Origin of the sequence: Pseudomonas sp. 02C 26 (genome assembly GCF_002843585.1) — a bacterium.
GTDB classification, from domain to species: Bacteria; Pseudomonadota; Gammaproteobacteria; order Pseudomonadales; family Pseudomonadaceae; genus Aquipseudomonas; species Aquipseudomonas shirazensis.
The window spans coordinates 2,191,454-2,213,311 of sequence record NZ_CP025262.1 but is presented as its reverse complement, the minus strand read 5'-3'; the positions used below and the strand labels follow the sequence as shown (position 1 = coordinate 2,213,311).

Here is a 21,858-nt window from a genome sequence, read left to right as displayed (position 1 = left end):
CTGGGGTTACTCGCGTCCGAGCAGCCGCGAGCGGTAGCTACCAGGGCTGTGCCCGGTCCATTTCTTGAACGCGCGGTGAAACGCGCTGGGCTCCTGGAAACCGGTCTGCTCGGCGATTTCAGCAACGCTCAAGCGGCCCTCGCGCAGGCGTTCGAAGGCCATCGCCCGACGTACTTCGTCCTTGATCTGCTGGTATGAGCGCCCTTCGCGCTGCAACTGCCGGCGAAAGCTGCTGGCGCTCAAACCCTGCTGCTCTGCCAGGCCGACCAGCGTCGGCCACTCGCCATAATCGCGGGCCTTGAGGTGGCGATAAACCTTCGCCACCAGGCCGTTCTGATTGCGAAAGCGAATGACCAGTCCTTGCGGCGCAGTGCGCAAAAAAGTCTTCAGGGCGGCCAGGTCCTGCACTACGGGCAGGCGCAGGTCGGCACTGTTGAACTCCACCTCGGTACGGCCACTGCCCAGGCGCAGGTCAGCGCCCCACAGCAGCGTGTCGTCTTCCAGTGGAGGACGTGCAATGGCCAGCTCGGTGCGTTCGATCTGCAACCGGCGCCCGCCCAACCAGCACAGCAGACCGACCACCAGCACCAGATAGGTTTCCTCGGCATACCCCCGGGTCAGTGGATCGGCAATGCTCGACTGCACGCTGATCACTGTGCGCGAGCCACGTACGCTGATCGAGCCACGCAGGTCGCGCAGAAACAGGCCGAAATTGCCCAGGCACTGACGCAGTGCCTTGTCCAGGCTGGGCTCCTGGATCAACCCCCGGCAGATCAAGGCAAAGCTGCCCAGCGGCATGCCATGGCTGTCGAGGCGGAAAAATTCGTCGTCCAGCACCTGAATCAAACTTAACCAGAGCTGGGCAAAGGCCTTGGCCGGCACCCGTGCCTCCGGGTCTTCAAGCAGCTCAGGGGGTATGCCGACGGCGCGCAACTGTGCATCGCGCAACTGCGGCTGATCAGCCAGGGCATGCAGCATGGCCTGGAGAAAATACACCGCGACCGAATCGCTATCGCGCATGGCTGGGGTTCGCTTGTCTATGCTGAGTGGCAAAAAACGCCAGGTTGAATGAGCAGATCCGACATAGGCCGCCAGGCAGGCATTGCCTAGACTCGGGCCATCCACAGATGGCGGCCATTCTCGCAGAGCCTGGCCCCGTCCCGCTACGCCTTCGCAACTGGAGCCCGCCATGAGCAGTACAGAAATCTACGTAGTCAGTGCCGTCCGTTCCGCCATCGGAGGCTTTGGCGGTGCCCTCAAGGACCTGCCGCTGGCCGACCTCGCCACGGCGCTGGCCCGTGCCGCCATCGAGCGCTCCGGCGTGGCTGTCGAGCAGATTGGTCATGTGGTGATGGGCAACGTCATCCCCACCGAAGCCCGCGATGCCTATCTGGGCCGAGTGGCGGCGATGAATGCCGGCATTCCCAAGGAAACCCCGGCCTTCAACGTCAACCGCCTGTGCGGTTCGGGCCTGCAAGCGATCGTCTCGGCCGCGCAAAGCTTGCTGCTGGGCGACACCGATATCGCCCTGGCGGCCGGCGCCGAGTCGATGAGCCGCGCGCCGTACCTGCTGCCACAGGCGCGCTGGGGCGCACGCATGGGTGATCTGCAAGGCATCGATTATCTGGTCGGTGTGCTGCAGGACCCGTTCGAGCATTTCCACATGGGCATCACCGCCGAGAACGTCGCGGCCAAGCACGGCATCACCCGGCAGATGCAGGACGAGCTGGCGCTGACCAGCCAGCAACGCGCCGCCCGGGCGATTGCCGAAGGCCGTTTTGACAGCCAGATCGTGCCGCTGGAACAGAAAACCCGCAAAGGCCCAGTGCAGTTCGCCGTCGACGAGCATGTGCGCGGCGATGTCAGCGCCGAGCAGTTGGCTGCGATGAAGACTGTGTTCAAGAAGGACGGTACGGTCACCGCAGGCAATGCCAGCGGTATCAACGACGGCGCCGCCGGCCTGGTGCTGGCCACCGGTGAAGCGGTACGCCGACTGGGCCTCAAGCCGCTGGCGCGGTTGGTAGCCTACGCACACGCCGGCGTCGAGCCGGCGCTGATGGGCCTGGGACCGATTCCGGCTACGCAAAAAGCGCTGCAAAAGGCCGGCCTGACGGTCAATGACCTGGATGTGATCGAGTCCAACGAGGCGTTTGCCGCGCAAGCCTGCGCAGTGGCTCGCGCGCTGGACTTCGACCCAGAGAAGGTCAACCCGAACGGCTCGGGCATCTCGCTCGGTCACCCGGTCGGCGCCACCGGTGCAATCATTGCTACCAAAGCCATCCATGAACTGCAGCGGGTGCAAGGCCGTTATGCCCTGGCGACCATGTGCATCGGCGGCGGTCAAGGCATCGCTGTCGTCTTTGAACGCGTATAAGGAGCGGCTTTGTGAGCATTGAACGGATTGCAGTGATTGGCGCCGGGACCATGGGTAACGGCATTGCCCAGGTGTGCGCAGTGGCGGGCTATCAAGTGCTGCTGATCGACGTCAGCGATGCTGCGCTGGAGCGCGGTATGGCGACCTTGAGCAAGAACCTTGAACGCCAGGTCAGCAAGGGCACGCTGGAGGCCGAAAAGGCTGCTGCGGCAAGTGGCCGGATTCGTACCAGCACCGATTATGCAGACCTGCGCGAGGTGCAGTTGTTGATTGAGGCTGCGACCGAAAACCTCGAGTTGAAGCAGCGCATCCTGCAACAGGCCGCGGCCAACGTCAGTAGCGCTTGCCTGATCGCGACCAACACCTCATCGCTGTCGGTAACCCAGCTGGCCGCCAGCATCGAGCACCCCGGGCGTTTTATCGGCGTGCACTTCTTCAACCCGGTGCCAATGATGGCGCTGGTGGAAATCATCCGTGGTTTGCAGACAGACGACAGCACCTACGCCCAGGCTCTGGTGGTGACCGAAAAGCTCGGCAAGACGCCGATCACAGCTGGCAACCGTCCGGGCTTTGTGGTCAACCGGATCCTGCTGCCGATGATCAATGAAGCGATCTTCGTGCGCCAGGAAGGCCTGGCCAGCGCTGAGGACATCGACACCGGCATGCGTCTGGGCTGCAACCAGCCTATCGGCCCGCTGGCGTTGGCCGACCTGATCGGCCTGGACACCGTGCTGGCGATCATGGAGGCATTCGTCGACGGCTTCAACGACAGCAAGTACCGCCCTGCTCCGCTGCTGCGGGAAATGGTCGCGGCCGGTTACCTTGGCCGCAAAAGCGGTCGCGGCTTCTTCACCTACTGAGGAGCGCCTGCCATGTCGGCCAATGCCGCTCTGCGCTGCAGCAATTTTGACGAGCGTCGCGACAAGGCCATGGCACTGTTCGCCGCCAAGGGCTTTGGCCAGGTCAGCATGCGTGAGCTGGCGGCGCATGTTGGCCTGACTGCAGGCTCGTTGTATCACCATTTTCCGAGCAAGCAGGATTTGCTCTATGACCTGATCGAAGAGCTGTACGAGGAGCTGCAGGCGACCCTCGACCAGGGCCGCAAGGCCTTGGCCCGAGGCAAGCCGGCGCTGCCTGCGGTGATCGCAGCGCACTGGCAACTGCACGCCGAGCGCGGCTTGCAGTTTCGCCTGGCCGAACGCGACCTGTGTTGCCTGAACGATGAGCAGCAGGCGCGGCTGGCGCAGGTTCGCCTGCGTTATCAGGCGGGCTTGCTGAAGTTGGTGGCGCCACAGACACGCCTCAGTGGTCCGGCGCTGGCGGCCACCGGGCAAGCGCTCGGTACCCTGCTCAATCAACTGCCTGGCTGGCTACAGGGCCGCGGGTTGCCCGAGGATGAGGGCCTGCGCTTGATGCAGAGCCTGCTGCTGGGCGGTATCGAGCGCACCCTCAAAGATGCGGTCATATAGCCGCAACAGAGTCTCATATTCCCAATAAGTCGTTTATTTAGATTTTTTAGTGCGCTTCAATCTAACGAATTCTGTTGGACTGGAGCCGCAACTTGAGCACTTCGCCGCACCCGGGAGCTGATCCCAAACCTTTGCTGTTTGCCCTGTATGAACAAGCCAGTGTCGGCTGTGGCGGTGCGCCGAGCCTGTGGACCCACCCGGCCGACGAACGCCTGGGCATCAACTCGCTGAGCTACTGGTCGAACCTGGCGCGAATCGCCGACCAGGCCAACCTCGACATGCTGTTCTTTGCCGATGTGCTGGGCTTCTACGATGGCTATGGCGGCACAGCCGACGCGGCCCTCAAGTGGGCCGTCGAAGCGCCTGCCAACGATCCGCTGATGATCATCCCGGCGTTGGCTGCAGTGACTGAAAACCTCGCCTTTGGGGTCACCGTCAGCACCAGCTACGAACATCCCTTCACCCATGCCCGGCGCTTCAGCACGCTGGATCACCTGAGCAATGGCCGGGTTGGCTGGAACATCGTCACCTCTTACCTGAACAGTGCCGCGCGCAACTTCGGCCTGGAACAGATGATCAAGCACAATGACCGCTACGAGCGTGCCGAAGAATTCCTCGATGTGGTCTACAAGCTGTGGGAAGGCAGCTGGGCGCAGGACGCGGTGGTCGCCGACAAGTCCCGCCAACTCTATGCCCAGGGTGAACGCGTGCGGCCGATCAACCATGTTGGCGAACACTACCGCGTCGCCGGCCCGCACCTCAGCTCACCGTCGCCGCAACGAACCCCGCTGCTGATCCAGGCCGGCTGGTCCGGGCGCGGGCGCGAGTTTGCCGCCAAGCACGCCGAGCTGATCTTTATCGCCAAGTCCAACCCGCTGGAAATCCGTCAGGGTCTGGATGAAATATGGGCTCAAGCGCAGGCCCGTGGTCGCCAGGCCGACGATGTAAAGTCGCTGACGGTGCTGCGGATCGTCACCGCCAAGACTGAAATCGAGGCGCAGCGCAAATACGAGCAACTGCAGAGCAACTACCACCTGCAAGCGCAACTGGTGAGCTATGCCGGCGACACGGGCATCGACATCAGCCGCTATGCCGACAACGAACCCCTGGCGACCCACACCGAAGGCCTGACCTCGTACATGATGCGCCCTGACGGCAGCGGCAAGCCGCTGACCGCTGGTGATGTCAAACAGCGCTTTGCCAGCGTCACCCGAGGCACCGACCTGATCCTGGTCGGCACGCCTGAGCAGGTAGCGCAGCGCATCGAGGAGCACGCAGCAATCTCCGGCACCAGCGGCTACATGATCAACCCGCTGATCAGCCCAGGCAGCCTGGAAGACTTCGTCGAACTGGTGATCCCGGCCTTGCAGAAACGTGGCCTGTACCGCACCCAGCCACAAAGCGGCACCTTGCGTTCACGCCTGCGCAATGACGGCTCCAGCTACCTGCCGGCTTCGGCCCATGGCGCGTCGTTCCGTTTTGCCTGATCAGCAGTAGGAGCATGGTGCGCATAGCTGTAGGATGGCGGCTCGTTGAATCATCTGTGGTCTTTGCAATGAACAAATTGATCCTGCCTGTCGCCATCTTTTTCAGCGTCATCCTTGCCGGCAAGGTGGCCGAGCACTACGCCGTCGAGGGCAGCTGGCGCATCGGCCTGCTGTGCCTGGTTGCAGTAGTCGTGCAGATCGTGGTCAGCCGCATCCAGCGCGCCCGTCGCGAGAATGCCGAGTCGTAATGCCATTGGTCAGTGGCACTGTCGACACAGCGAAGACGCGTGCGCAACGCGCCAACATCAAGCTACCGCCGGCTGAGGCGCGGCTAATCGCCGTCGAGCGCGGCGAACACCGCTGCGCTCAACTGTTGGACTGACCACGGTTTCATCAGAAAACGCTGGTCAGCGCCCAGATCACTACTCCGAAGGGCATGCCCGGAAGTAACCAGAACAGGCGTGGCGGGCCAGCGCTGGCGCACCATCGCCGCCAATTCCAGCCCTTTGATATCTCCCGGCAAGGAGTGGTCGACAATCACCAGCGAGTATTGATCCTGACGCTTGAGCAATGCCATCAGGCCATCCTCGGCGTTGGCGAACGCCGAACATTGCGCCCCCAGTTCGCTGAGGATTGCGCAAATCAACTCCTGCAACAGGGGCTCATCCTCGATCACCAGTATCGACTTGCCGGCCAGCACCGCACCTTCGGACGTGAATTTCACTGGGATTCCTCGACCTCGCTGCTCGCTGACGGCTGTTCGAGAGCAACTGTCGGGCCTGCCCCTGGGAGCCGCCAGCGCACGTTCTCCAACCCGTAGCGTTCAGCCATGGGCCGGCTGACATGTTTTATATTGTGCTGACCGAAGCGCGGGATGAGCGCAATCCCGGCATCACAGCCCGCCCAGTGCCACGCCAAGGCATTGTCCATCCGCTCCAGTCGGATAACGAAGTTGCGCTCGGCGCCGCGAAGTGTGTATTCAACGATGTATAGCTTTTGACCCAACATTGAGCAGTCCTCCCCTAAGTATTTAGGACTGCCTGGCAATTCTGAAAATTCACTAATTTACAGTTTCATTTACATTCTCCAGCGTGCGCGGAGCTTTCTTGTACATAATAAATATATTGTACAAATAATAGGCCCAATTCGTTTCATAAGGGCAGCCCTGGCGTTTGATGAACTGCGCCATGCCAGTCGCGGTCAATCCTGGCGAAGCCAATCGAAATCGAGGTCATGGATGGAGTCGTTCGAGTTGCAACGCATGCTGCTGGGCGACCTGCCCTGGACGTTTCTGCTGGAAGTCGCCTGCCGTGTACTGGCCGCGTTTCTAGCGGTGTTCTTGTTCCTCAAGTTCAGTGGCCGACGGGGGATCAAGCAACTCTCGCGTTTTGAGTTGGTGGTGATTCTGACCTTGGGTTCCGCTGCGGGTGATGTCACTTTTTATGAAGATGTACCACTACTGCCTGTTGCGCTGGTATTTGTGACACTGCTACTGCTCTATCGGGTAACCATCTACATCATGACGCGTAGTAAAACCTGCGAAGCCTGGATCGACGGTGTACCCATTACCGTAGTGAAAGACGGCATCTATGAAATACACTCACTGCGCAACTTGAATATCTCGTCCAAAGAATTGTTCATGGAGTTGCGCCAGCAAGGCGTCGAACATCTGGGCCAGGTCAGGCTTGGACTTCTGGAAACGGACGGCGATGTAAGTCTGTACTTCTACACAGCCGAAGAAACCCGGCCCGGCCTGTCGGTTCTGCCTGATGAGCATCGCCCGGAGTACAAGGTACCACCCGGCCCTGGGCTGTACTGCTGTGTAAGCTGCGGCCTGAGCGTATTCCACGACAGCGCCGAACAGCGCTCATGCGCGCGCTGCGGGCATGGCGTGTGGTCACCCGCCCTGACTACCGTGCGCAACCGTTGATGGGCGCGGTGTCGGCCTTGCGTTGGGCGATGAAAATACGCACGCAAAGCCCGCCGCCCTGGCGGTTGCTCAAGAGCAGGCTGCCCTGATGATTTTCTGCGATGCGCTTGGCGATGCTCAGCCCCAGCCCGTAACCGCCGGACTGGCAATTACGCGAGTGATCACCGCGCACGAAGGGCTGAGTGATGACCTGCAGCTGGCTGTCGGCAATGCCCGGGCCGCGGTCGTCGACCTGGATCCGCACGCCCTGCTCGGTCCGTTCCAGTCGCACCTCGACCTGCTGCGCATAACGCAGGGCATTGACCAGTACGTTCTGGATGCAGCGCAGCAACAGCACCTCATTGGCATAGACCGCGCCAGCATGGCCGCTGATGGGCAGGCGCTCTTCAGCACTGCACAGCTCGACGCAGGCGCTGCGCACCAGCCGGTCGACATCGATGATCTGGCAGGTGTGCTGCTTGGCACTTTCCAGGTAGTCCAGCACCTGGGCGATCATCTGGTCCATCTGCTGGATATTGAGCTTCAGGCGCTGGCTGTCCGGGCTGTCGCCCATGCGCTCTACGCGCAGGCGCATGCGGGTCAAGGGCGTGCGTAAATCGTGGGATACCGCGGCCAGGAAAAAGCTCTGGTCATTGACCATGGCGATAATCCGCTGCTGCATGGCATTGAACGTATGCGCCGCCTGGCGCACCTCTGAAGGCCCTTCTACCCGCAGCGGCGGTTGCTCCAGGCTCTCGCCCAGCGCCCGCGCAGCGTCGCTCATCCTGCGCAGCGGTTGCAGGCACAACCGCACCGCCAGCCAGCACACGGCGAGCACTGCAAGGATGCGCAGGACGTACACCCTGATTACGTAATCGGCTATCAGCGCCCAGGCCGACTCACCACTCCAGCCCTGCAGCTCTTGGCCGCTGACCTGCAGCCAGTGGCCGTCGGCCAAGGCCACGGCAAAGCGCACATGGGCCATGGCCGTCTGCAAACCGAACAGGCTCGGCCAGGTGACCGGCTGCCCTTGCGGGTCGGTGAGCTCGACACTCAGCACCCGCACCCTCTGCTCACGGCCAAGCTCGTACGCCAGGGCCTGCTCGAGCAACAGACCGGTTCGGCGCAGGCCCTTGTGCCGCTCAGCTGTGCTGGGGGACTGCACGCAGCTGGCCTGATAATGCGCCGGTGCCTGAATGGTCACCACGGGGTCACAGCCGGCCGTGTCCAGCAGCGGCGCAGTGCGGCTGGCGATCAGCCGCACCGGCGCCTCGAGCACTTGGGCAAAGCGCACGTCAAACCAGATGCTGCTCGACAACAGCTGAATCGCCACCGTGCCGCTGACCATGATCAGCGTCAGCTGGCCAAACAGCGATTTCGGCCAAAGCCTCCGGAGTGATCTGCGCAGGCGGGTGCGCGGGTGTTCAGTGTCGCGCATCTGCAGCGCCGAGGCTCAAAAGGTAGCCCTCGTTACGTACAGTCAGTATCTGCACTTCGCCTTGAGGCGCAGCCTTGAGCAGTTGGCGAAGACGGCTGATGCACATGTCGATGGAGCGATCGTCTGCGGTGTAATCGCGGCCCATCGCACTGCGCGTCAGATGCTCGCGGGTCAGCACCTGGTCGGGCGCAGCCAGCAGTTCGCGCAGGACCCGGAAGTCCGAGCGCGGCAATGTGCAGGCCGTACCATCGGCGGCCGTGAGCAGACGTTTGACAGGATCAAGGCGATAGCCGGCAAAGCGCTGTGGCAGATCCGGCCGTTGCTCGGCTGCAGCGTCGGCGCGCGCTGAACGGCGCAGCACGGCCTTGATCCGGGCGAGCAATTCGCGCGGTTCGAACGGCTTGGCCAGGTAATCGTCGGCGCCTACCTCAAGGCCAATGATGCGGTCGAACGCCGTGCCCTTGGCCGACAGCATGATCACGCTCAAGCCAGGTTTGGCCTGGAGTTGCCGGCACAGGCTCAAGCCATCTTCGCCAGGCAGCATCACGTCGAGCACCACCAGGTCCACCGGTTCCCGTGCCAACTGCTGCCACATCTCGCTGCCACTGGCGGCGGCCAGTACCCGATCGCCGCTTTCGCTCAAGTAATCGCAGAGCAGTTCGCGGATCTCGTCATCGTCATCGACCACCAGAAACGTTCTCGCCGACGCAAGCCGGGCGACCTCCGCACGGTCGATAAAACCTTCATTACATTCCATTACATACCCATACAAGCCGCTGATAGAGCGCGCAGAAGCGATGCATAAAATGCTAGCAAAAATCATCTGCGAATACGATGAATTACCAATTGCACAGCAGGGCATCATGACCAGTCATTCCGCGCATACACCGCTTGCGATCGCAAGCAAACACCCACGTCTGTACTGCCGCCGCTCGCCATTGCCCCTGGCAATCGGCCTGGCCCTGGGCAGCCTCAGCCTGCACGCCAACGCCGAGAGGGTCGTCGAACTGGATGCGGTCAACGTCGATGGCCAGATGCCGGTTGAGAACAGCACCGAACAGTTGGGCTATACCGTCAACAGCACCACCAGCTCCACCGGGCTGAAGCTCAAACCCCGCGAGACGCCGCAGTCAGTCACGACGATCACCCAGGCGCAAATGGCGGATCGACAGATCACCAACATCGAGCAGGCGCTGGATACCACGCCCGGCGTCAGCATGAGCAAAATGGAAGTTGGCGGCCGTACCGAGTACCGCGCGCGTGGTTACCCGATCACCAACTGGAAGGCAGACGGCTTGCAGTTCCCCGGCGGCTCGGACTTCAGCGGCGCAGGCACGGCGCTGAACATGGACATGTATGAACGCATCGATATCGTCCGGGGCGCCAACGGCCTGATGGGCGGCACCGGTGACCCATCGGCCACCGTCAACCTGATTCGCAAGCGTCCAGGCAAGGAATTTGGCGGTAGTGCCTACATCACTTACGGCAGCTGGGACAAACGCCGCTTGGGCGCCGACCTGAACCTGCCGCTGACGGAAGACGGCAGGCTGCGCTCGCGGCTGGTGATGACCCAGCAGGATGCCAACTCGTTCCGCGACAATCAGTCCGAGCGTTCGCGCGCGGCACTGGCCAGCTTCGAGTTCGACTTGAGTGATGCCACCACCCTGGGCGCTGGTTACCAGTACGAATACAGCAAGATTGTTGGCGGTGGCTGGGGCGCGAACATTCCGATCTGGTACGGCGACGGCAGCAAGACAAAGCTGCCGCGCAGCAGTAACTTGGTGCCCAGCTGGAGCTTTGGCGAGTACGAAACGCGCACCACCTTCGGCTCGCTGGAGCATCACTTCGACAACGACTGGAGCCTGAACCTGAAGGCGGCGCAGAGCACCACCGACGCGCTCAACCACCGCGGCCTGGCCAAGGTCAACTCGGTCGGCCGCGGCGTATATGGCGGCTACTGGAACCAGGACGGCAGCGGCGCGGTGCTCAACGGCCTGCACAGCTCGACCGACACGACCCAGCAATCGGCGCAGATCGATGTCAGCGGCCCGTTCGAAATGCTTGGTCGCAGCCATCAAGCCATGCTCGGCTACAGCGACAGCCGCACGGTTGCCTGGTCGCCGCAGTACACCTGCAACATGGTCAGCGCCGACCGCACCAGCGCCAACACCCTCGGCTGCCAGTTCCGCGCCAACAACGGCTTCCCCATCAGCAACTGGCATGATGGCGTGGACGACGATTACGCCATCAATGCCTACAAGACCGGCCTGCACAGCAAGACCACCACCCGTCTGCAGGGCATGTACGCGGCGACACGCCTGAGCATTACCGACCCGCTGTCGGTGATCGTCGGCGCCCGCGTCAGCAATTACAGCAGCACTACCCGCAGTACCGCAGGCGTGCGCAGCAACCAGGAAGAAAACGGCATCGTCACGCCGTACCTGGGAGCAGTCTATGACCTCAACGACAATTACTCGCTGTACGCCAGCTACACCGATATTTTCACCCCGCAGAGCGAAGAAAGCGTCAGCGGCAGCAAGATCGAGCCAATTCGTGGCCAAAGCTATGAAAGCGGCATCAAGGGCGAATGGCTGGGAGGCCTGGTCAACGCCCAGGCGGCGTACTTCCTGACCCGTCAGGAAAACAAGGCCGTCACCGACAGCGACAATCTGACGCCAACCGGCGCCCAGGCCTACAAGGCCGGTTCAGGGGTGGAAACCGACGGTATCGATCTGGAAGTTTCGGGTGCCCTTACTCCGGACTGGAACCTTTATGCCGGCTACACCTACCTGCATTTGCGCAGGCTCGATGCGGACGGTCGCAGCGACCCGTCGCACCTGTTCAAGGCCTCGACCACCTATCGCCTGTCTGGCCCACTCGATCGTTTGACCGTCGGAACCGGCGTTACCGCGCAGACCAACATCCGCGCCAACTCCACCCCCGCTGGCCAGCCCAGCAACGGCGTAAGCCGCGCTGCCACGGACGTCAACTGGTCGGGTTATGCGATCTGGAGTGCGATGGCCAAATACGACATCAATGACGATGTCTCCGTGACGCTCAATGCCAACAACCTGTTCGACAAGCATTACTACACCCGCTACGGGTTCTATGCCGGTGCCATCTATGGTGACCCGCGCAGCCTGTCGTTGACGTTGAAGACGGCTTTTTAGGGATAACCCGCTCAGACGCCTTTGGCCATGTCAGCTCACAGACTTCTCGGGGCGCAAAGTGCAGAGGATTTTCCGCATCGTCGAAAGCGGTACCAACACGCTCAACGTGCTTGGCAATGCGATTGCTCCTCTGGTGATTGCTCGCTGGGAGGGAGAGACGCTCAAGGGGACCGCCACCGAACGCGTTTTTGTGCGGTGACAATCGTTTATCGACTGGCCTTATTCAGCCTTGGATTCGACGTCGACGGCCTCACCGATCGCATAGAAGTGGCCGCCAGCGACATAGTGCAGGCTGCGCAAGTTGGGATCAGCAGTCTCGAAGTGCCAGTGCCCGTCACGAAACACCCGCGTATCGGCCCAGGCCCCTACGACCTCGGCAATGAACAGATCGTAGCGATCCTGGTTGTGCGGCTCGGGGATCAGGCGGCAGGCAAGCCAGGCTGAACACCCCGCAACCAATGGCAGATCGTGGCCGGGCACAGCAAACAGCTCGACCGCGCTGCGCGCCAGTTTGTCCGGTTGCTCGAGCAAGCTACGGTGGCCGACCTGGAAGGTAAGCTCAGCCTGCGCTACGGTCGGAATCTGGATCACGAACTGGCCACTCTGCTCGACCAGCTCACGAGTCTTGGCGATTTTATCCAGCACCACCGTCAACTTGGGCGGCGAGAAGTCCAGCGCACACGCCCAGGCCGCAGCCATCACGTTGTCCACGCCAGCATGGCGAGCAGAGACCAGGACCGTCGGGCCGTGGTTGAGCAGCCTGTAGGCTTTTTCCAGCGCGACTGCTGCAATGTGTTCATTCATGGGTACATGCTCCAGCTGTCCGAGCGCATCGACTGCGCGCCCGGAGCATTGATTCAAGCCGAAGGCTGGCTCTCGAAATGTGCCAGCAGGCTGTCATGGCCAGCTACGATCAATTCGCGGATAGCCTCGACCTGCTGGCCTTGCGAGTCCAGCCCGCGATTATCGAAGCTGGCAGACCATTGGATCACAGTCCTGCTCTCGGTGCAGAGCGCAGATTCAGGGCGCTACATGGGTGTGGTAAATCTTGCTGATCACTTTCCATTCACCTTCGACTTCCAGCAGATTGAAAAATCGGTGAAGCAGAAACCGGAAATATCATTGGTATCGATCCGCGCGCAGGCGGCAGTACCCACAATATCAACATTGACAATCACACCTTGGGCTTCGGGCGAAGGTCGGAAAGATGGTTTGTCGATGGTGTCGAACAACTCCTGAATGGCGCCCCCGACCAACTTGTTGTTGCCATCAACCCCAAAAATAGTGGCCTGATCGCTTAAGGCCGGCTGCATGACACGGCTGTCCGCTTGCTTGCCGTCTTCGTTGTATTTGTTCAGCACTGCAACGATGGCGCTATATTCAGCGACGAAGTTAGATTTGCTCACGGTTATTCAGTATGAGACGGGTTGAAGGCGATGAAAAAGTCAGTGCAAGAGACGTTGGCTGTTTGTCATTGCCACATCAAAAGGCTGTTCCGAATGGGTAACCTTGACCAGCAACGACGCACCTAGCCAAAGCTGATAAATACCTTCAGCCAGGACCGTTGGCGGCGAAGCCGCGCTGATCGAGCCATCCGCCTGGCCTTGCTCGACCATGCTGGTGATTCTCTGCATGCGTCAGTGAATCGACGCGCCCCAGGTATTCGCTGAAGTATTCCTCGAGCAGCGCCTGACCGAACTCCTCCTTGGAGCGGAAGTAGTGGTAGAACGAGCCTTTCGGCACTCCAGCCGTAGCCAGCAGTTCGCTGAGGCCGACCGCGGTGTAACCTTTTTGGATCATCAGCGACCTGGCGACATCGATGATGTGCTGACGCGTGTCTGATTGGGATTCTTCATAGGGCGCAGACGCTACCAAAAATGGCAGTCTTCGTCAGGGCCCACTGCCGCGCCGCCCTACGCAGCTAGGCGACACGTTTGCCGAGCCGCTGCTCCTTGATCAAATGCCGTGCTCGCCCTACCCCCCAGGCCAATGCGTGCGTCATTGATTCTCCAGGACGAGAATCGTAAGCCTCCTCGTGCAGCGACATTCCGCTCGCGGCATAGATCCCGATGAACAACTGCGTCTGGCCAGTGCGTGCCAAGCGCACCTGAACGTCGATCATGACGCCACTCTCGAGCTTTTCGTCATGACCTCGATGGTGCAGCGCGGGGTCGGCCCAACTCCAGAACACATCACCGCGAATTCGCATGGCATCCTCCTGCGACTTTAATCCTATCGTTACCCAACATAGCGCTTCAGGTTGTCGAATCAACTACATCAGTGCAAACAGGGTAACGTTCTGATAAACGGCAAAAAAACTTATACAAAACGAAGAGTTTTGCATAACGCCGGATATCTAATTGATTCACCGTTGCATGCAGTGCAACTCCCGCATAAATATTTCCAACGCCTTGGGACCGATACCGTCGAAGCTGAGCAAATATTGACTCAGCCGAACTGCATCCACTTTGACATTAAGGTCCAAATAGTTAGCCATTGCCCACGACCAGCGCGTGATACGCCGCAAGTGCCACCGACTAACGAATCCGTTTACCAACGAGAAAGCTCCCCAGCAGCCACTTGTACAAGCCGGCATAGTCGTGGCTCAGATCGATGCCCAGGCTTGCGGCGCCGACCTCCATCACCCCTCGCCGCTGACAGCACTTTGAACCGGTCGAATTTGCCATCGTCCAGTTCTGTTGCCTGCCAGGTTCAGCGACACAACAATTGCGCTACAGGGCGCGAATGCCTCAGTCCAGGGCATGCCGCATATCGCACCATGACCATTCGCACTGAACTCCACGAGCAAGCATGCCCTCTCCTGCGTAATCACGCGTGATCCGACCGGGTCTGCATGGCAACTTTCAGCTCAGGGACAGCTCATGGAACATCGACCAACACTTCGAACTGAACGCGCCGGGCCGCCGCTGTCCGCGACAGGTAGCAGTAGCACCGTGCATGACAGCGAGTTGCGCTTCCGCGCACTGGTCAGTGCCAGCAGTACCACCCTCTACCGCATGAGCCCCGACTGGACTCAGATGCATGAGTTGACCGGCCAGGGCTTTCTCGAAGAGACCGCTCAGCCATGCCAGGGCTGGATCGAGAAATACATTCCAGACGCAGACCGCACCCAGGTGTTGGCGGCGGTCGAGCAAGCGATCCGCACCCAATCCGTGTTCGAACTGGAGCATCGAGTGTTACTCGCCGACGGCAGTTTTGGATGGACCCACTCCAGAGCGGTGCCTATCTTTGACCAGTCCGGCGAGCTCATCGAGTGGTTTGGTGCAGCCAGCGACCTGACCGAGCGCCACCGCAGCCAGGCACGGCTCGATGAGAGCGAAGCGGCCTTCGAGCTTCTGGCCAACACCATGCCGCAGCTGGCGTGGGTATGCGATGCCCTAGGCAGTGTGGTGTTCGTCAACAACCGCTGGCAGGAATATTTCGGCCCGGCCGTCGATGGTGCGGGTAACGGGCTGATGACGCATGCTGGTGTTCACCCTGAGGACGTTGGCAAAACAGTGCAAGATTTCGCACTGGCCCGGGCGAGCGGGCAGGACTTCACGACCGAACATCGCCTCTGCGGGCAAAACGGCACCTACCGCTGGTTCATGGTCCGCGCTACGCCCTATCGAGAGCCGCATTCAGGGCAGATCCTGCGCTGGTACGGCACTTCCATCGACGTGCATGACCGGCATGACGCAGAAGACCAACTGCGTAACTTCAACGAACAGCTGGAAGTTGAGGTGAAAGCGCGCTCACGCGACCTGCTCGCCGCCGAGGCGCAACTGCGGCAGATGCAGAAGCTTGAAGCCATCGGCCAGCTCACCGGTGGCGTGGCCCATGACTTCAACAACATTCTCACCATCATCCGCAACGCAGCAGAGTTGCTGCGGCGCAATCCCGGCGCGGGGGACAAGCAACACCGTTTCATCGACCTGATCCTGGAAACTGCTGACCGAGCGACCAAACTCACCGGGCAACTGCTGGCCTTCGCCCGCCGCCAGACATTGAAGCCAGAAACCTTTCTGGCGGCGCAGCGCGTGCAGCAAATTGCCGAGATGCTGCGCAGCATGGTCGGGGCGAACATTCGTATCGAGCTGTCACTTCCAGAGCAGGACCACTACGTCAACACCGATCCAAATCAATTCGAGACGGCGCTGGTCAATCTGGTAATCAATGCCCGCGATGCTATGCAGGGTGCGGGCGACATAACGCTGGCAGTGAGTGCCGCACCTGCGCTTTCTTCGCCAGCCAGTGCGCCGACTGTGATCATCAGCGTTACTGACCAAGGGCATGGCATCGATGCGGCCAACCTTGAACGGGTGTTCGAACCCTTCTTCACCACCAAAGCCGTCGGCAAGGGCACTGGCTTGGGGCTGTCCCAGGTGTATGGTTTCGTCAATCAGTCCGGTGGCCAGGTCAGCGTCGAGAGCGAGCTGGGGACGGGCACGACGATGAGGATCGCGCTGCCCGCAGCAACCCCGCCTCCCCCTTCGCAACAAGAGATTGCAGTGCCATTGGCAGTAAACGACGCTCAGGTGCTGCTGGTGGAAGACAACGCACAGGTTGGCGAAATTACCGTCAGCCTGCTCCAGGAACTTGGCTACAAGACCCAGTTGGTGAGCAGCGCAGCAGCCGCTATCGAGCTGCTGCAAGACCGACACCCGCCAGTTGACGTGGTGCTCTCCGACGTAGTGATGCCGGGCATGACCGGGCTGGAACTGGCTGATGTGATCAGCGAGCGCTGGCCGGGACTACCGGTGGTGCTTGCCAGTGGTTACAGCAGCGCCCTTTCCCAGGGTTCCCAGCGCCACCCTCAGCTACTGAAAAAACCTTACGCGATCGACGACCTCCTCAAGGCCCTGAACCGCGCGTTGCAGCGCTGAACGAGCCATGCCAGCGCTGTGCGCTGAACTGGTGCGCCCTGCCCTCCCGTGCAAATTCTGAGTGCAACGTAAGTGAACAGCGTCCAATAGAGTTACTCGCCAGCGCGAGTCGGGCGGGTGCTGGGCGAGTTATGGCCCGCTGTTTGCTAGTTCACCTGCGCAGTCAACGAAGACTGCACCTAATACGACAAAGGCGCCGTGTAGACCCCGTTTCGACGGAAGGTCTCATGGCGCCTTTTTTGTTTCTGGGCCGCTGCGGCGGGCAGAGATCAAGGGGCGAAGATGACAAGCAAAACTGTACGCAGCGTGTGTCCCTACTGTGGCGTGGGCTGCGGCATCGTCATGCAGGTCGAGCACAACCGCGTAGTCAAGGTCAGCGGCGACAAGGCGCACCCGAGCAACTTCGGCAGGCTCTGCACCAAGGGCATCACCTGTGGCCAGGCCATCGCTGATTCTGGCCGGATGGAAAACGCCTACCTGCGCCAGCAGCGCAATCAGGACCCGGTGCGGATCGCCATGGACACCGCCATCAAAGAGACCGCCCGGCGCCTGCGCGCCATCCTTGAACAGCACGGCCCCGATGCACTGGCGTTCTATGTCTCCGGGCAGATGTCGCTGGAGGCGCAGTATCTGGTCAACAAGCTGGCCAAGGGTTTTGTCCGCACCAGCAACCTGGAGTCCAACTCGCGCCTGTGCATGGCCAGCGCCGGCAGCGGCTACAAGTTATCGCTTGGCGCGGACGGGCCGCCGGGCTCGTATCAGGACTTCGACAAGGCCGAGCTGTTTTTCGTGATCGGCGCCAACATGGCTGACTGCCATCCGATTCTGTTCCTGCGCATGATGGATCGGGTCAAGGCCGGAGCCAGGCTGATCGTCGTCGACCCTCGCCGCACTGCCACGGCAGACAAAGCCGGGTTGTTTTTACAAATCAAGCCCGGCACCGACCTGGCCCTGCTCAACGGCCTGCTGCACCTGCTGGTGAAAAACGGCCACACCGATCCGGCGTTCATCGCGGCGTTCACCGCGGGCTGGGAGGCCATGCCGGCGTTTCTCGAAGACTACCCGCCAGACCAGGTCGCGCGCACCACGGGTATCCCTGAGGCCGACCTTCATCAGGCTGCAGCCTGGATCGGTGAAGCCGGCGAATGGATGAGCTGCTGGACCATGGGTCTCAACCAGAGCACCCACGGCACCTGGAACACCAACGCGCTGTGCAACCTGCATCTGGCCACCGGCGCCATCTGCCGCCCGGGCAGCGGGCCGTTCTCCCTGACCGGGCAACCGAATGCCATGGGGGGGCGCGAGATGGGCTACATGGGCCCCGGCCTGCCCGGCCAACGCTCGGTGCTGGTCGAGGCCGACCGGCAGTTCATCGAAGACCTGTGGGCGATCCCGCGCGGCAGCCTGCGGCAGGACGTAGGCGGCGGCACTGTGGCGATGTTCGAGCAGATGCGCAGCGGCCTGATCAAGGCCTGCTGGATCATCTGCACCAACCCGGTGGCATCGGTGCCCAACCGCCAGCAGGTTATCGACGGCTTGCAACAGGCTGAGCTGGTGATCACGCAGGACGCCTTCCTCGACACCGAGACCAATCGCTACGCCGATATCCTCCTTCCCGGCGCGCTATGGGCTGAGGCTGAAGGGGTAATGATCAACTCCGAACGCAACCTGACCCTGATGCAGCAAGCCGTGCAGGCACCCGGTGAAACCCTGCCCGACTGGCAGATCATTGCCAGGGTGGCTTGCGAGATGGGTTTTGCCGATGCCTTCAGCTACAGCAGCGCAGCCGAGATATTTGAAGAAATCAAGCGCGCCTGGAACCCCAAGACCGGCTATGACATTCGCGGGGCGACCTATGCCCGTCTACGCGAACAGCCGCTGCAGTGGCCGTGCGCTGTGGACCCTGGCGAGACGCGCAATCCGGTCCGCTACCTCAACGACGGCGTCAGCCAGTCGCTTGCACTGGCAGAAGACGGCAGCCGACCTGCCATCGTCTTCCCGACCGAGCATGGCAAGGGCGTGTTTCTGCCGCGCCCGCATTTGCCACCCGCTGAAATGCCCGACCAACACTTCCCATTGCTGCTCAACACCGGACGCGTGCAGCACCAATGGCACACCCTGACCAAGACCGGCAAGGTGGCCACGCTGAACAAACTCAATCCTGGGCCGTTTATCGAGATCCACCCGCAGGATGCAGCCATGCTTGGCATCAAGGCCAGAGACGCCGTGGAAATACGCTCGCGACGCGGTCGCGCCGTATTGCCAGCGGTGATCACCGAACGGGTCCTGCCGGGTAATTGCTTTGCACCTTTTCACTGGAACGATGTGTTTGGCGACAACCTGGCGATCAATGCCGTGACCAACGACGCTGTCGACCCGATTTCGCTGCAACCCGAATTCAAGTGCTGTGCGATTGCGCTGCAACGGGTCGAGCTGATCGACCACCAATGGCTGGATACGGCGAGCGCTCCCGCACTCACCGCCAGCCCTGCTCACGAAGACCTTGCCATGGGGGCCGAGGAAGACGCTGCCTTGCCAGGCCACGTAACGCTGCTGTGGGCTTCGCAGACCGGCAATGCCGAAGCCCTGGCTGAGCGCTACGCCAAGCGCTTGCGCGACGCAGGGGTCAGCGTGCAGCTGTGTGCGATGGCGGACTTTCCCGCGAGCAAGCTGGCCAGCACGCAGACCCTGGCCTTGATCAGCAGCACCTTTGGTGACGGCGACCCACCCGACAACGGCGAGCGCTTCTGGAGCGCATTGAATGCGCAGCAGATGCAGCTTGAGTCACTGCGATATGCCGTGCTGGCGCTGGGTGACGCCAGTTATGAGCAGTTCTGTAACCACGGCAAGAGACTCGATCATCGCCTGCAAGCCTTGGGCGCGACCCGCCTGATTGAGCGAGTCGACTGCGATAGCGACTACGAGGTGCAGGCCGAGCACTGGCTGGCGCAGTTGCAGCAGGCACTCGATCTTGCGCCGACAGCGCTGATTGAGGACCCAGCAACCAGCGCGACGCCGAGCAAAGCCAAGCCTTATGCCTCACGCCTGTTGAGCAATGTTCGCTTGAATCAGCCGGGTGCGAGCAAGGATACCCGCTTGTTTTCCTTCGCCCTGGAAGATTCAGGCCTGGCCTATGAGGCGGGAGACGCACTGGGCGTGTGGCCACGCAACTGCCCGGAACTTGTCGGCGAAGTACTCGAGCTGACCGGCCTGGCTGCGGGCACGCCGGTCACCCTCGACAAGCTTGGTGACGTTCCGTTAGGCCAGGCACTGAGCGAACACTTCGAAATCGCCCGCCCCAGCCGCGAAGCGCTGGCATTGATCGCCGAACGCAGCGGTAACCCGGAACTCAAGCAGTTGCTCAGCAGCGAGCGCAAAGTGCAGCTGAATGAATGGCTGTGGGGCCGCCAGTTGGCAGACGTGCTCCATGCCTACCCGATCGACTGCGGCGCCAGCGAGTTGCTTGGCACACTTAAACGCCTGCAACCGCGCCTGTACTCAATCGCCTCCAGCCCCAAGGTCAATCCCCGTGCAGTCGATCTCACGGTTGCAGCCGTGCGCTACGGCAAGCGCAAGGGCGTGTCTTCGACCTTTCTTGCCGACCGCGCAGAACACGCCGAGGTGCCGGTATTCCTCCAGCAATCGAAGCACTTTCGCCCACCGGCCGATGGCTCGCTGCCGATGATCATGATCGGCCCGGGCACTGGCGTGGCGCCATTCCGGGGCTTTTTGCAGGAGCGCCAGGCGCGGGGTGATCCAGGCCGCAACTGGTTGTTCTTCGGCGAGCAGCACGCGGCCAGTGATTTTTATTACCGCGAAGAGCTGCAAGCCATGCAGCGCGATGGCCTGCTCACTCATTTGAGCCTGGCATTTTCCCGCGATCAGGCGCAGAAAATCTATGTTCAGGACCGCATTCTGGAGCAAGGCGCCGAGCTCTGGCGCTGGCTGCAAGAAGGCGCGCAGTTGTATGTCTGTGGCGATGCCAGCCGCATGGCCAAGGACGTCGATTATGCCCTGCGCCAGGTTGCGCAATGTCATGGTGGCCTGGAATCCGACGCTGCCGCTGATTACTGGCGCCAGTTGAGCGAGCAAAGACGCTACCTGCGCGATGTCTACTGATTCGAGGGGCCAACGCCCTGCCCCGGCTCGCAAGCGGGCGCAGTGCAGAGCTCAAGAAACCGCGCCGCCACCCGCGACGGCGTGTCGGCATGCGGCATCAGGATCGAGAAGCGCCGGGTCAACGCCTCCGGGGCAACCCGCAGGCGCCGCAGCGCTGCGTCCTCGTGGCGCATCGACATCGACGAGACAAAACCGACGCCCATCCCTGCCCGCACTGCTTCCTTGACCCCTTCTACACCGGCAATCTCCAGGCCCACCCGCATCGCCACCCCGCTGCGAGCAAATGCTCGCTCGACCAACTGGCGTACGCCCGAACCGCTTTCGCGCAGCACCAGTGGATAGGCGCCCAATGCTTGCAGGGTCTGCCCGTGCTCAACTGCGGCAAGCAGGTGTTGGCTGGGCACGATGGCAACAATTTCGTCCTCGCGCCACGGTGTAACCCCTGTGCCTGCCGGCAAGTCGGGGCCGGGCGGACCTTCGATCAGGGCTATATCCAACGATCCCAGGGCGGCGACGATGTCAGCCGTATTGCCATTGATGGTCGTCACCAGCACCTGCGGATAGCGTTGGCGAAAATCGGCAATCAGGTACGGCAGCAGATAGCTCGCTGGGGTCGTGCTGGCGCCGATGCGCAAGGTGCCGCGTTCCAGCCCGCGCAGCGCGTCCTTCAGCGCTTTGGCCTGGACGAAGGTATCGCGCAGCCGTTTCGCGTGGCCGAGCAATTGCTCGCCCGCTGCAGTCAGGCGCACGCCACGGCCGGCACGCTGATAAAGCGGCTCGCCGAATTCTTCTTGCAGCAGCTTTAACTGCCCGGATACGGCAGGCTGCGACAGGTGCAGGGCCAGCGCCGCGTGGCTGATGTTGCCGTGTTCAGCAACGGTAGCGAAAGTTATAAGCTGTTCAGGGGTCATATGCACAAAGTATCAGCTAGGCGGATATTTTCCATCCTGAATCACGATTTTTTATAAGCTTATAACTGAATTAACGTGGGCCTATCGAAACGCTA

General features: G+C 61.4%; 18 protein-coding genes and 3 pseudogenes. 10 read left to right on the top strand and 11 right to left on the bottom strand.

All coding sequences use genetic code 11. The features are described 5' to 3' along the window. Positions 1–6: 6 nt before the first annotated feature. On the bottom strand, positions 7–1,020 hold the full coding sequence (locus CXQ80_RS09990; RefSeq protein ID WP_101318934.1) for an AraC family transcriptional regulator: 1,014 nt from the start codon (positions 1,018–1,020) through the stop codon (positions 7–9). A 169-nt stretch (positions 1,021–1,189) separates the two neighbouring features. Between CXQ80_RS09990 and CXQ80_RS09985 the strand changes: the two genes are divergently transcribed. The 5 genes from CXQ80_RS09985 (at position 1,190) to CXQ80_RS09965 (ending at position 5,578) form a co-directional block, all read left to right on the top strand. After that, positions 1,190–2,374, top strand: coding sequence for an acetyl-CoA C-acyltransferase family protein (locus CXQ80_RS09985; protein ID WP_101318932.1), 1,185 nt, complete (start codon positions 1,190–1,192; stop codon positions 2,372–2,374). Positions 2,375–2,385: 11 nt separating this feature from the next. Next, complete coding sequence (locus tag CXQ80_RS09980) at positions 2,386–3,234, top strand: 3-hydroxybutyryl-CoA dehydrogenase (protein WP_101318930.1); 849 nt, start codon at positions 2,386–2,388, stop codon at positions 3,232–3,234. A 12-nt stretch (positions 3,235–3,246) separates the two neighbouring features. After that, a complete protein-coding gene (locus CXQ80_RS09975) occupies positions 3,247–3,843 on the top strand; it encodes a TetR/AcrR family transcriptional regulator (RefSeq protein WP_101318928.1) in 597 nt (198 codons plus the stop codon). A 92-nt stretch (positions 3,844–3,935) separates the two neighbouring features. Further along, complete coding sequence (locus tag CXQ80_RS09970) at positions 3,936–5,330, top strand: LLM class flavin-dependent oxidoreductase (RefSeq protein ID WP_101318925.1); 1,395 nt, start codon at positions 3,936–3,938, stop codon at positions 5,328–5,330. A gap of 68 nt (positions 5,331–5,398) precedes the next feature. Beyond that, positions 5,399–5,578, top strand: a complete 180-nt coding sequence (locus CXQ80_RS09965) for a hypothetical protein (protein ID WP_101318923.1) — start codon at positions 5,399–5,401, stop codon at positions 5,576–5,578. Positions 5,579–5,661: 83 nt separating this feature from the next. Here the strand turns inward: CXQ80_RS09965 and CXQ80_RS09960 are convergent, their stop codons facing one another. Both CXQ80_RS09960 and CXQ80_RS09955 read right to left on the bottom strand, forming a co-directional pair. After that, positions 5,662–6,054 carry a response regulator gene (locus tag CXQ80_RS09960; RefSeq protein ID WP_157831737.1) on the bottom strand — a complete coding sequence of 131 codons (393 nt, stop codon included), beginning with the start codon at positions 6,052–6,054 and terminating at the stop codon, positions 5,662–5,664. Next, complete coding sequence (locus CXQ80_RS09955; RefSeq protein WP_101318919.1) at positions 6,051–6,338, bottom strand: DUF6555 family protein; 288 nt, start codon at positions 6,336–6,338, stop codon at positions 6,051–6,053. The genes CXQ80_RS09960 and CXQ80_RS09955 overlap by 4 nt, the downstream gene beginning before the upstream one ends. 229 nt (positions 6,339–6,567) lie before the next feature. On the opposite strand from CXQ80_RS09955, the gene CXQ80_RS09950 reads away from it, so the two are divergent. Then, positions 6,568–7,260 (top strand): DUF421 domain-containing protein, encoded by a 693-nt coding sequence (locus CXQ80_RS09950; protein ID WP_101318917.1) that lies wholly within the window; start codon positions 6,568–6,570, stop codon positions 7,258–7,260. Here CXQ80_RS09950 and CXQ80_RS09945 read toward each other — a convergent pair. Both CXQ80_RS09945 and CXQ80_RS09940 read right to left on the bottom strand, forming a co-directional pair. Beyond that, on the bottom strand, positions 7,241–8,677 hold the full coding sequence (locus tag CXQ80_RS09945; protein ID WP_101318915.1) for an ATP-binding protein: 1,437 nt from the start codon (positions 8,675–8,677) through the stop codon (positions 7,241–7,243). The two genes, CXQ80_RS09950 and CXQ80_RS09945, sit on opposite strands and share 20 nt — an antisense overlap. After that, positions 8,664–9,434: a response regulator gene (locus CXQ80_RS09940; RefSeq protein ID WP_101318913.1), complete on the bottom strand. Its 771-nt coding sequence runs from the start codon at positions 9,432–9,434 to the stop codon at positions 8,664–8,666. The genes CXQ80_RS09945 and CXQ80_RS09940 overlap by 14 nt, the downstream gene beginning before the upstream one ends. 106 nt (positions 9,435–9,540) lie before the next feature. On the opposite strand from CXQ80_RS09940, the gene CXQ80_RS09935 reads away from it, so the two are divergent. Further along, on the top strand, positions 9,541–11,847 hold the full coding sequence (locus CXQ80_RS09935) for a TonB-dependent siderophore receptor (RefSeq protein WP_101323000.1): 2,307 nt from the start codon (positions 9,541–9,543) through the stop codon (positions 11,845–11,847). 67 nt (positions 11,848–11,914) lie between these two features. Continuing rightward, positions 11,915–12,046: pseudogene (locus CXQ80_RS24980) on the top strand (sodium:dicarboxylate symporter); the annotation flags it as partial. A 20-nt stretch (positions 12,047–12,066) separates the two neighbouring features. Here CXQ80_RS24980 and CXQ80_RS09925 read toward each other — a convergent pair. From CXQ80_RS09925 to CXQ80_RS09910, 5 genes and pseudogenes are all read right to left on the bottom strand, one after another. Beyond that, positions 12,067–12,651: a flavin reductase family protein gene (locus CXQ80_RS09925; RefSeq protein WP_101318910.1), complete on the bottom strand. Its 585-nt coding sequence runs from the start codon at positions 12,649–12,651 to the stop codon at positions 12,067–12,069. Positions 12,652–12,704: 53 nt separating this feature from the next. Further along, positions 12,705–12,839 (bottom strand): hypothetical protein, encoded by a 135-nt coding sequence (locus tag CXQ80_RS24975; RefSeq protein ID WP_256585731.1) that lies wholly within the window; start codon positions 12,837–12,839, stop codon positions 12,705–12,707. A gap of 28 nt (positions 12,840–12,867) precedes the next feature. Continuing rightward, positions 12,868–13,253: pseudogene (locus tag CXQ80_RS09920) on the bottom strand (nuclear transport factor 2 family protein). 39 nt (positions 13,254–13,292) lie between these two features. Beyond that, positions 13,293–13,647 (bottom strand): annotated as a pseudogene (locus CXQ80_RS09915) (TetR family transcriptional regulator). Positions 13,648–13,768: 121 nt separating this feature from the next. Next, positions 13,769–14,056 (bottom strand): hypothetical protein, encoded by a 288-nt coding sequence (locus tag CXQ80_RS09910; protein WP_101318908.1) that lies wholly within the window; start codon positions 14,054–14,056, stop codon positions 13,769–13,771. Between the two features lie 745 nt (positions 14,057–14,801). On the opposite strand from CXQ80_RS09910, the gene CXQ80_RS09905 reads away from it, so the two are divergent. Both CXQ80_RS09905 and CXQ80_RS09900 read left to right on the top strand, forming a co-directional pair. After that, positions 14,802–16,733 (top strand): PAS domain-containing sensor histidine kinase, encoded by a 1,932-nt coding sequence (locus CXQ80_RS09905; RefSeq protein ID WP_178080762.1) that lies wholly within the window; start codon positions 14,802–14,804, stop codon positions 16,731–16,733. A 282-nt stretch (positions 16,734–17,015) separates the two neighbouring features. Continuing rightward, positions 17,016–20,852: a bifunctional nitrate reductase/sulfite reductase flavoprotein subunit alpha gene (locus CXQ80_RS09900; protein WP_101318903.1), complete on the top strand. Its 3,837-nt coding sequence runs from the start codon at positions 17,016–17,018 to the stop codon at positions 20,850–20,852. Here the strand turns inward: CXQ80_RS09900 and CXQ80_RS09895 are convergent. Then, positions 20,846–21,763: a LysR substrate-binding domain-containing protein gene (locus tag CXQ80_RS09895; RefSeq protein WP_101318901.1), complete on the bottom strand. Its 918-nt coding sequence runs from the start codon at positions 21,761–21,763 to the stop codon at positions 20,846–20,848. The two genes, CXQ80_RS09900 and CXQ80_RS09895, sit on opposite strands and share 7 nt — an antisense overlap. Positions 21,764–21,858: the final 95 nt, after the last annotated feature.

Bases quoted from the DNA above. Each gene is read 5' to 3' on its own strand.
- CXQ80_RS09990 (WP_101318934.1), bottom strand. From the start codon at position 1,020: ATGCGCGATAGCGATTCGGTCGCGGTGTATTTTCTCCAGGCCATGCTG.
- CXQ80_RS09900 (WP_101318903.1), top strand. From the start codon at position 17,016: ATGACAAGCAAAACTGTACGCAGCGTGTGTCCCTACTGTGGCGTGGGC.
- CXQ80_RS09910 (WP_101318908.1), bottom strand. From the start codon at position 14,056: ATGCGAATTCGCGGTGATGTGTTCTGGAGTTGGGCCGACCCCGCGCTG.
- CXQ80_RS09940 (WP_101318913.1), bottom strand. From the start codon at position 9,434: ATGGAATGTAATGAAGGTTTTATCGACCGTGCGGAGGTCGCCCGGCTT.
- CXQ80_RS09945 (WP_101318915.1), bottom strand. From the start codon at position 8,677: ATGCGCGACACTGAACACCCGCGCACCCGCCTGCGCAGATCACTCCGG.
- CXQ80_RS09965 (WP_101318923.1), top strand. From the start codon at position 5,399: ATGAACAAATTGATCCTGCCTGTCGCCATCTTTTTCAGCGTCATCCTT.
- CXQ80_RS09950 (WP_101318917.1), top strand. From the start codon at position 6,568: ATGGAGTCGTTCGAGTTGCAACGCATGCTGCTGGGCGACCTGCCCTGG.
- CXQ80_RS09985 (WP_101318932.1), top strand. From the start codon at position 1,190: ATGAGCAGTACAGAAATCTACGTAGTCAGTGCCGTCCGTTCCGCCATC.
- CXQ80_RS09895 (WP_101318901.1), bottom strand. From the start codon at position 21,763: ATGACCCCTGAACAGCTTATAACTTTCGCTACCGTTGCTGAACACGGC.
- CXQ80_RS09935 (WP_101323000.1), top strand. From the start codon at position 9,541: ATGACCAGTCATTCCGCGCATACACCGCTTGCGATCGCAAGCAAACAC.
- CXQ80_RS09925 (WP_101318910.1), bottom strand. From the start codon at position 12,651: ATGAATGAACACATTGCAGCAGTCGCGCTGGAAAAAGCCTACAGGCTG.
- CXQ80_RS09955 (WP_101318919.1), bottom strand. From the start codon at position 6,338: ATGTTGGGTCAAAAGCTATACATCGTTGAATACACACTTCGCGGCGCC.
- CXQ80_RS09975 (WP_101318928.1), top strand. From the start codon at position 3,247: ATGTCGGCCAATGCCGCTCTGCGCTGCAGCAATTTTGACGAGCGTCGC.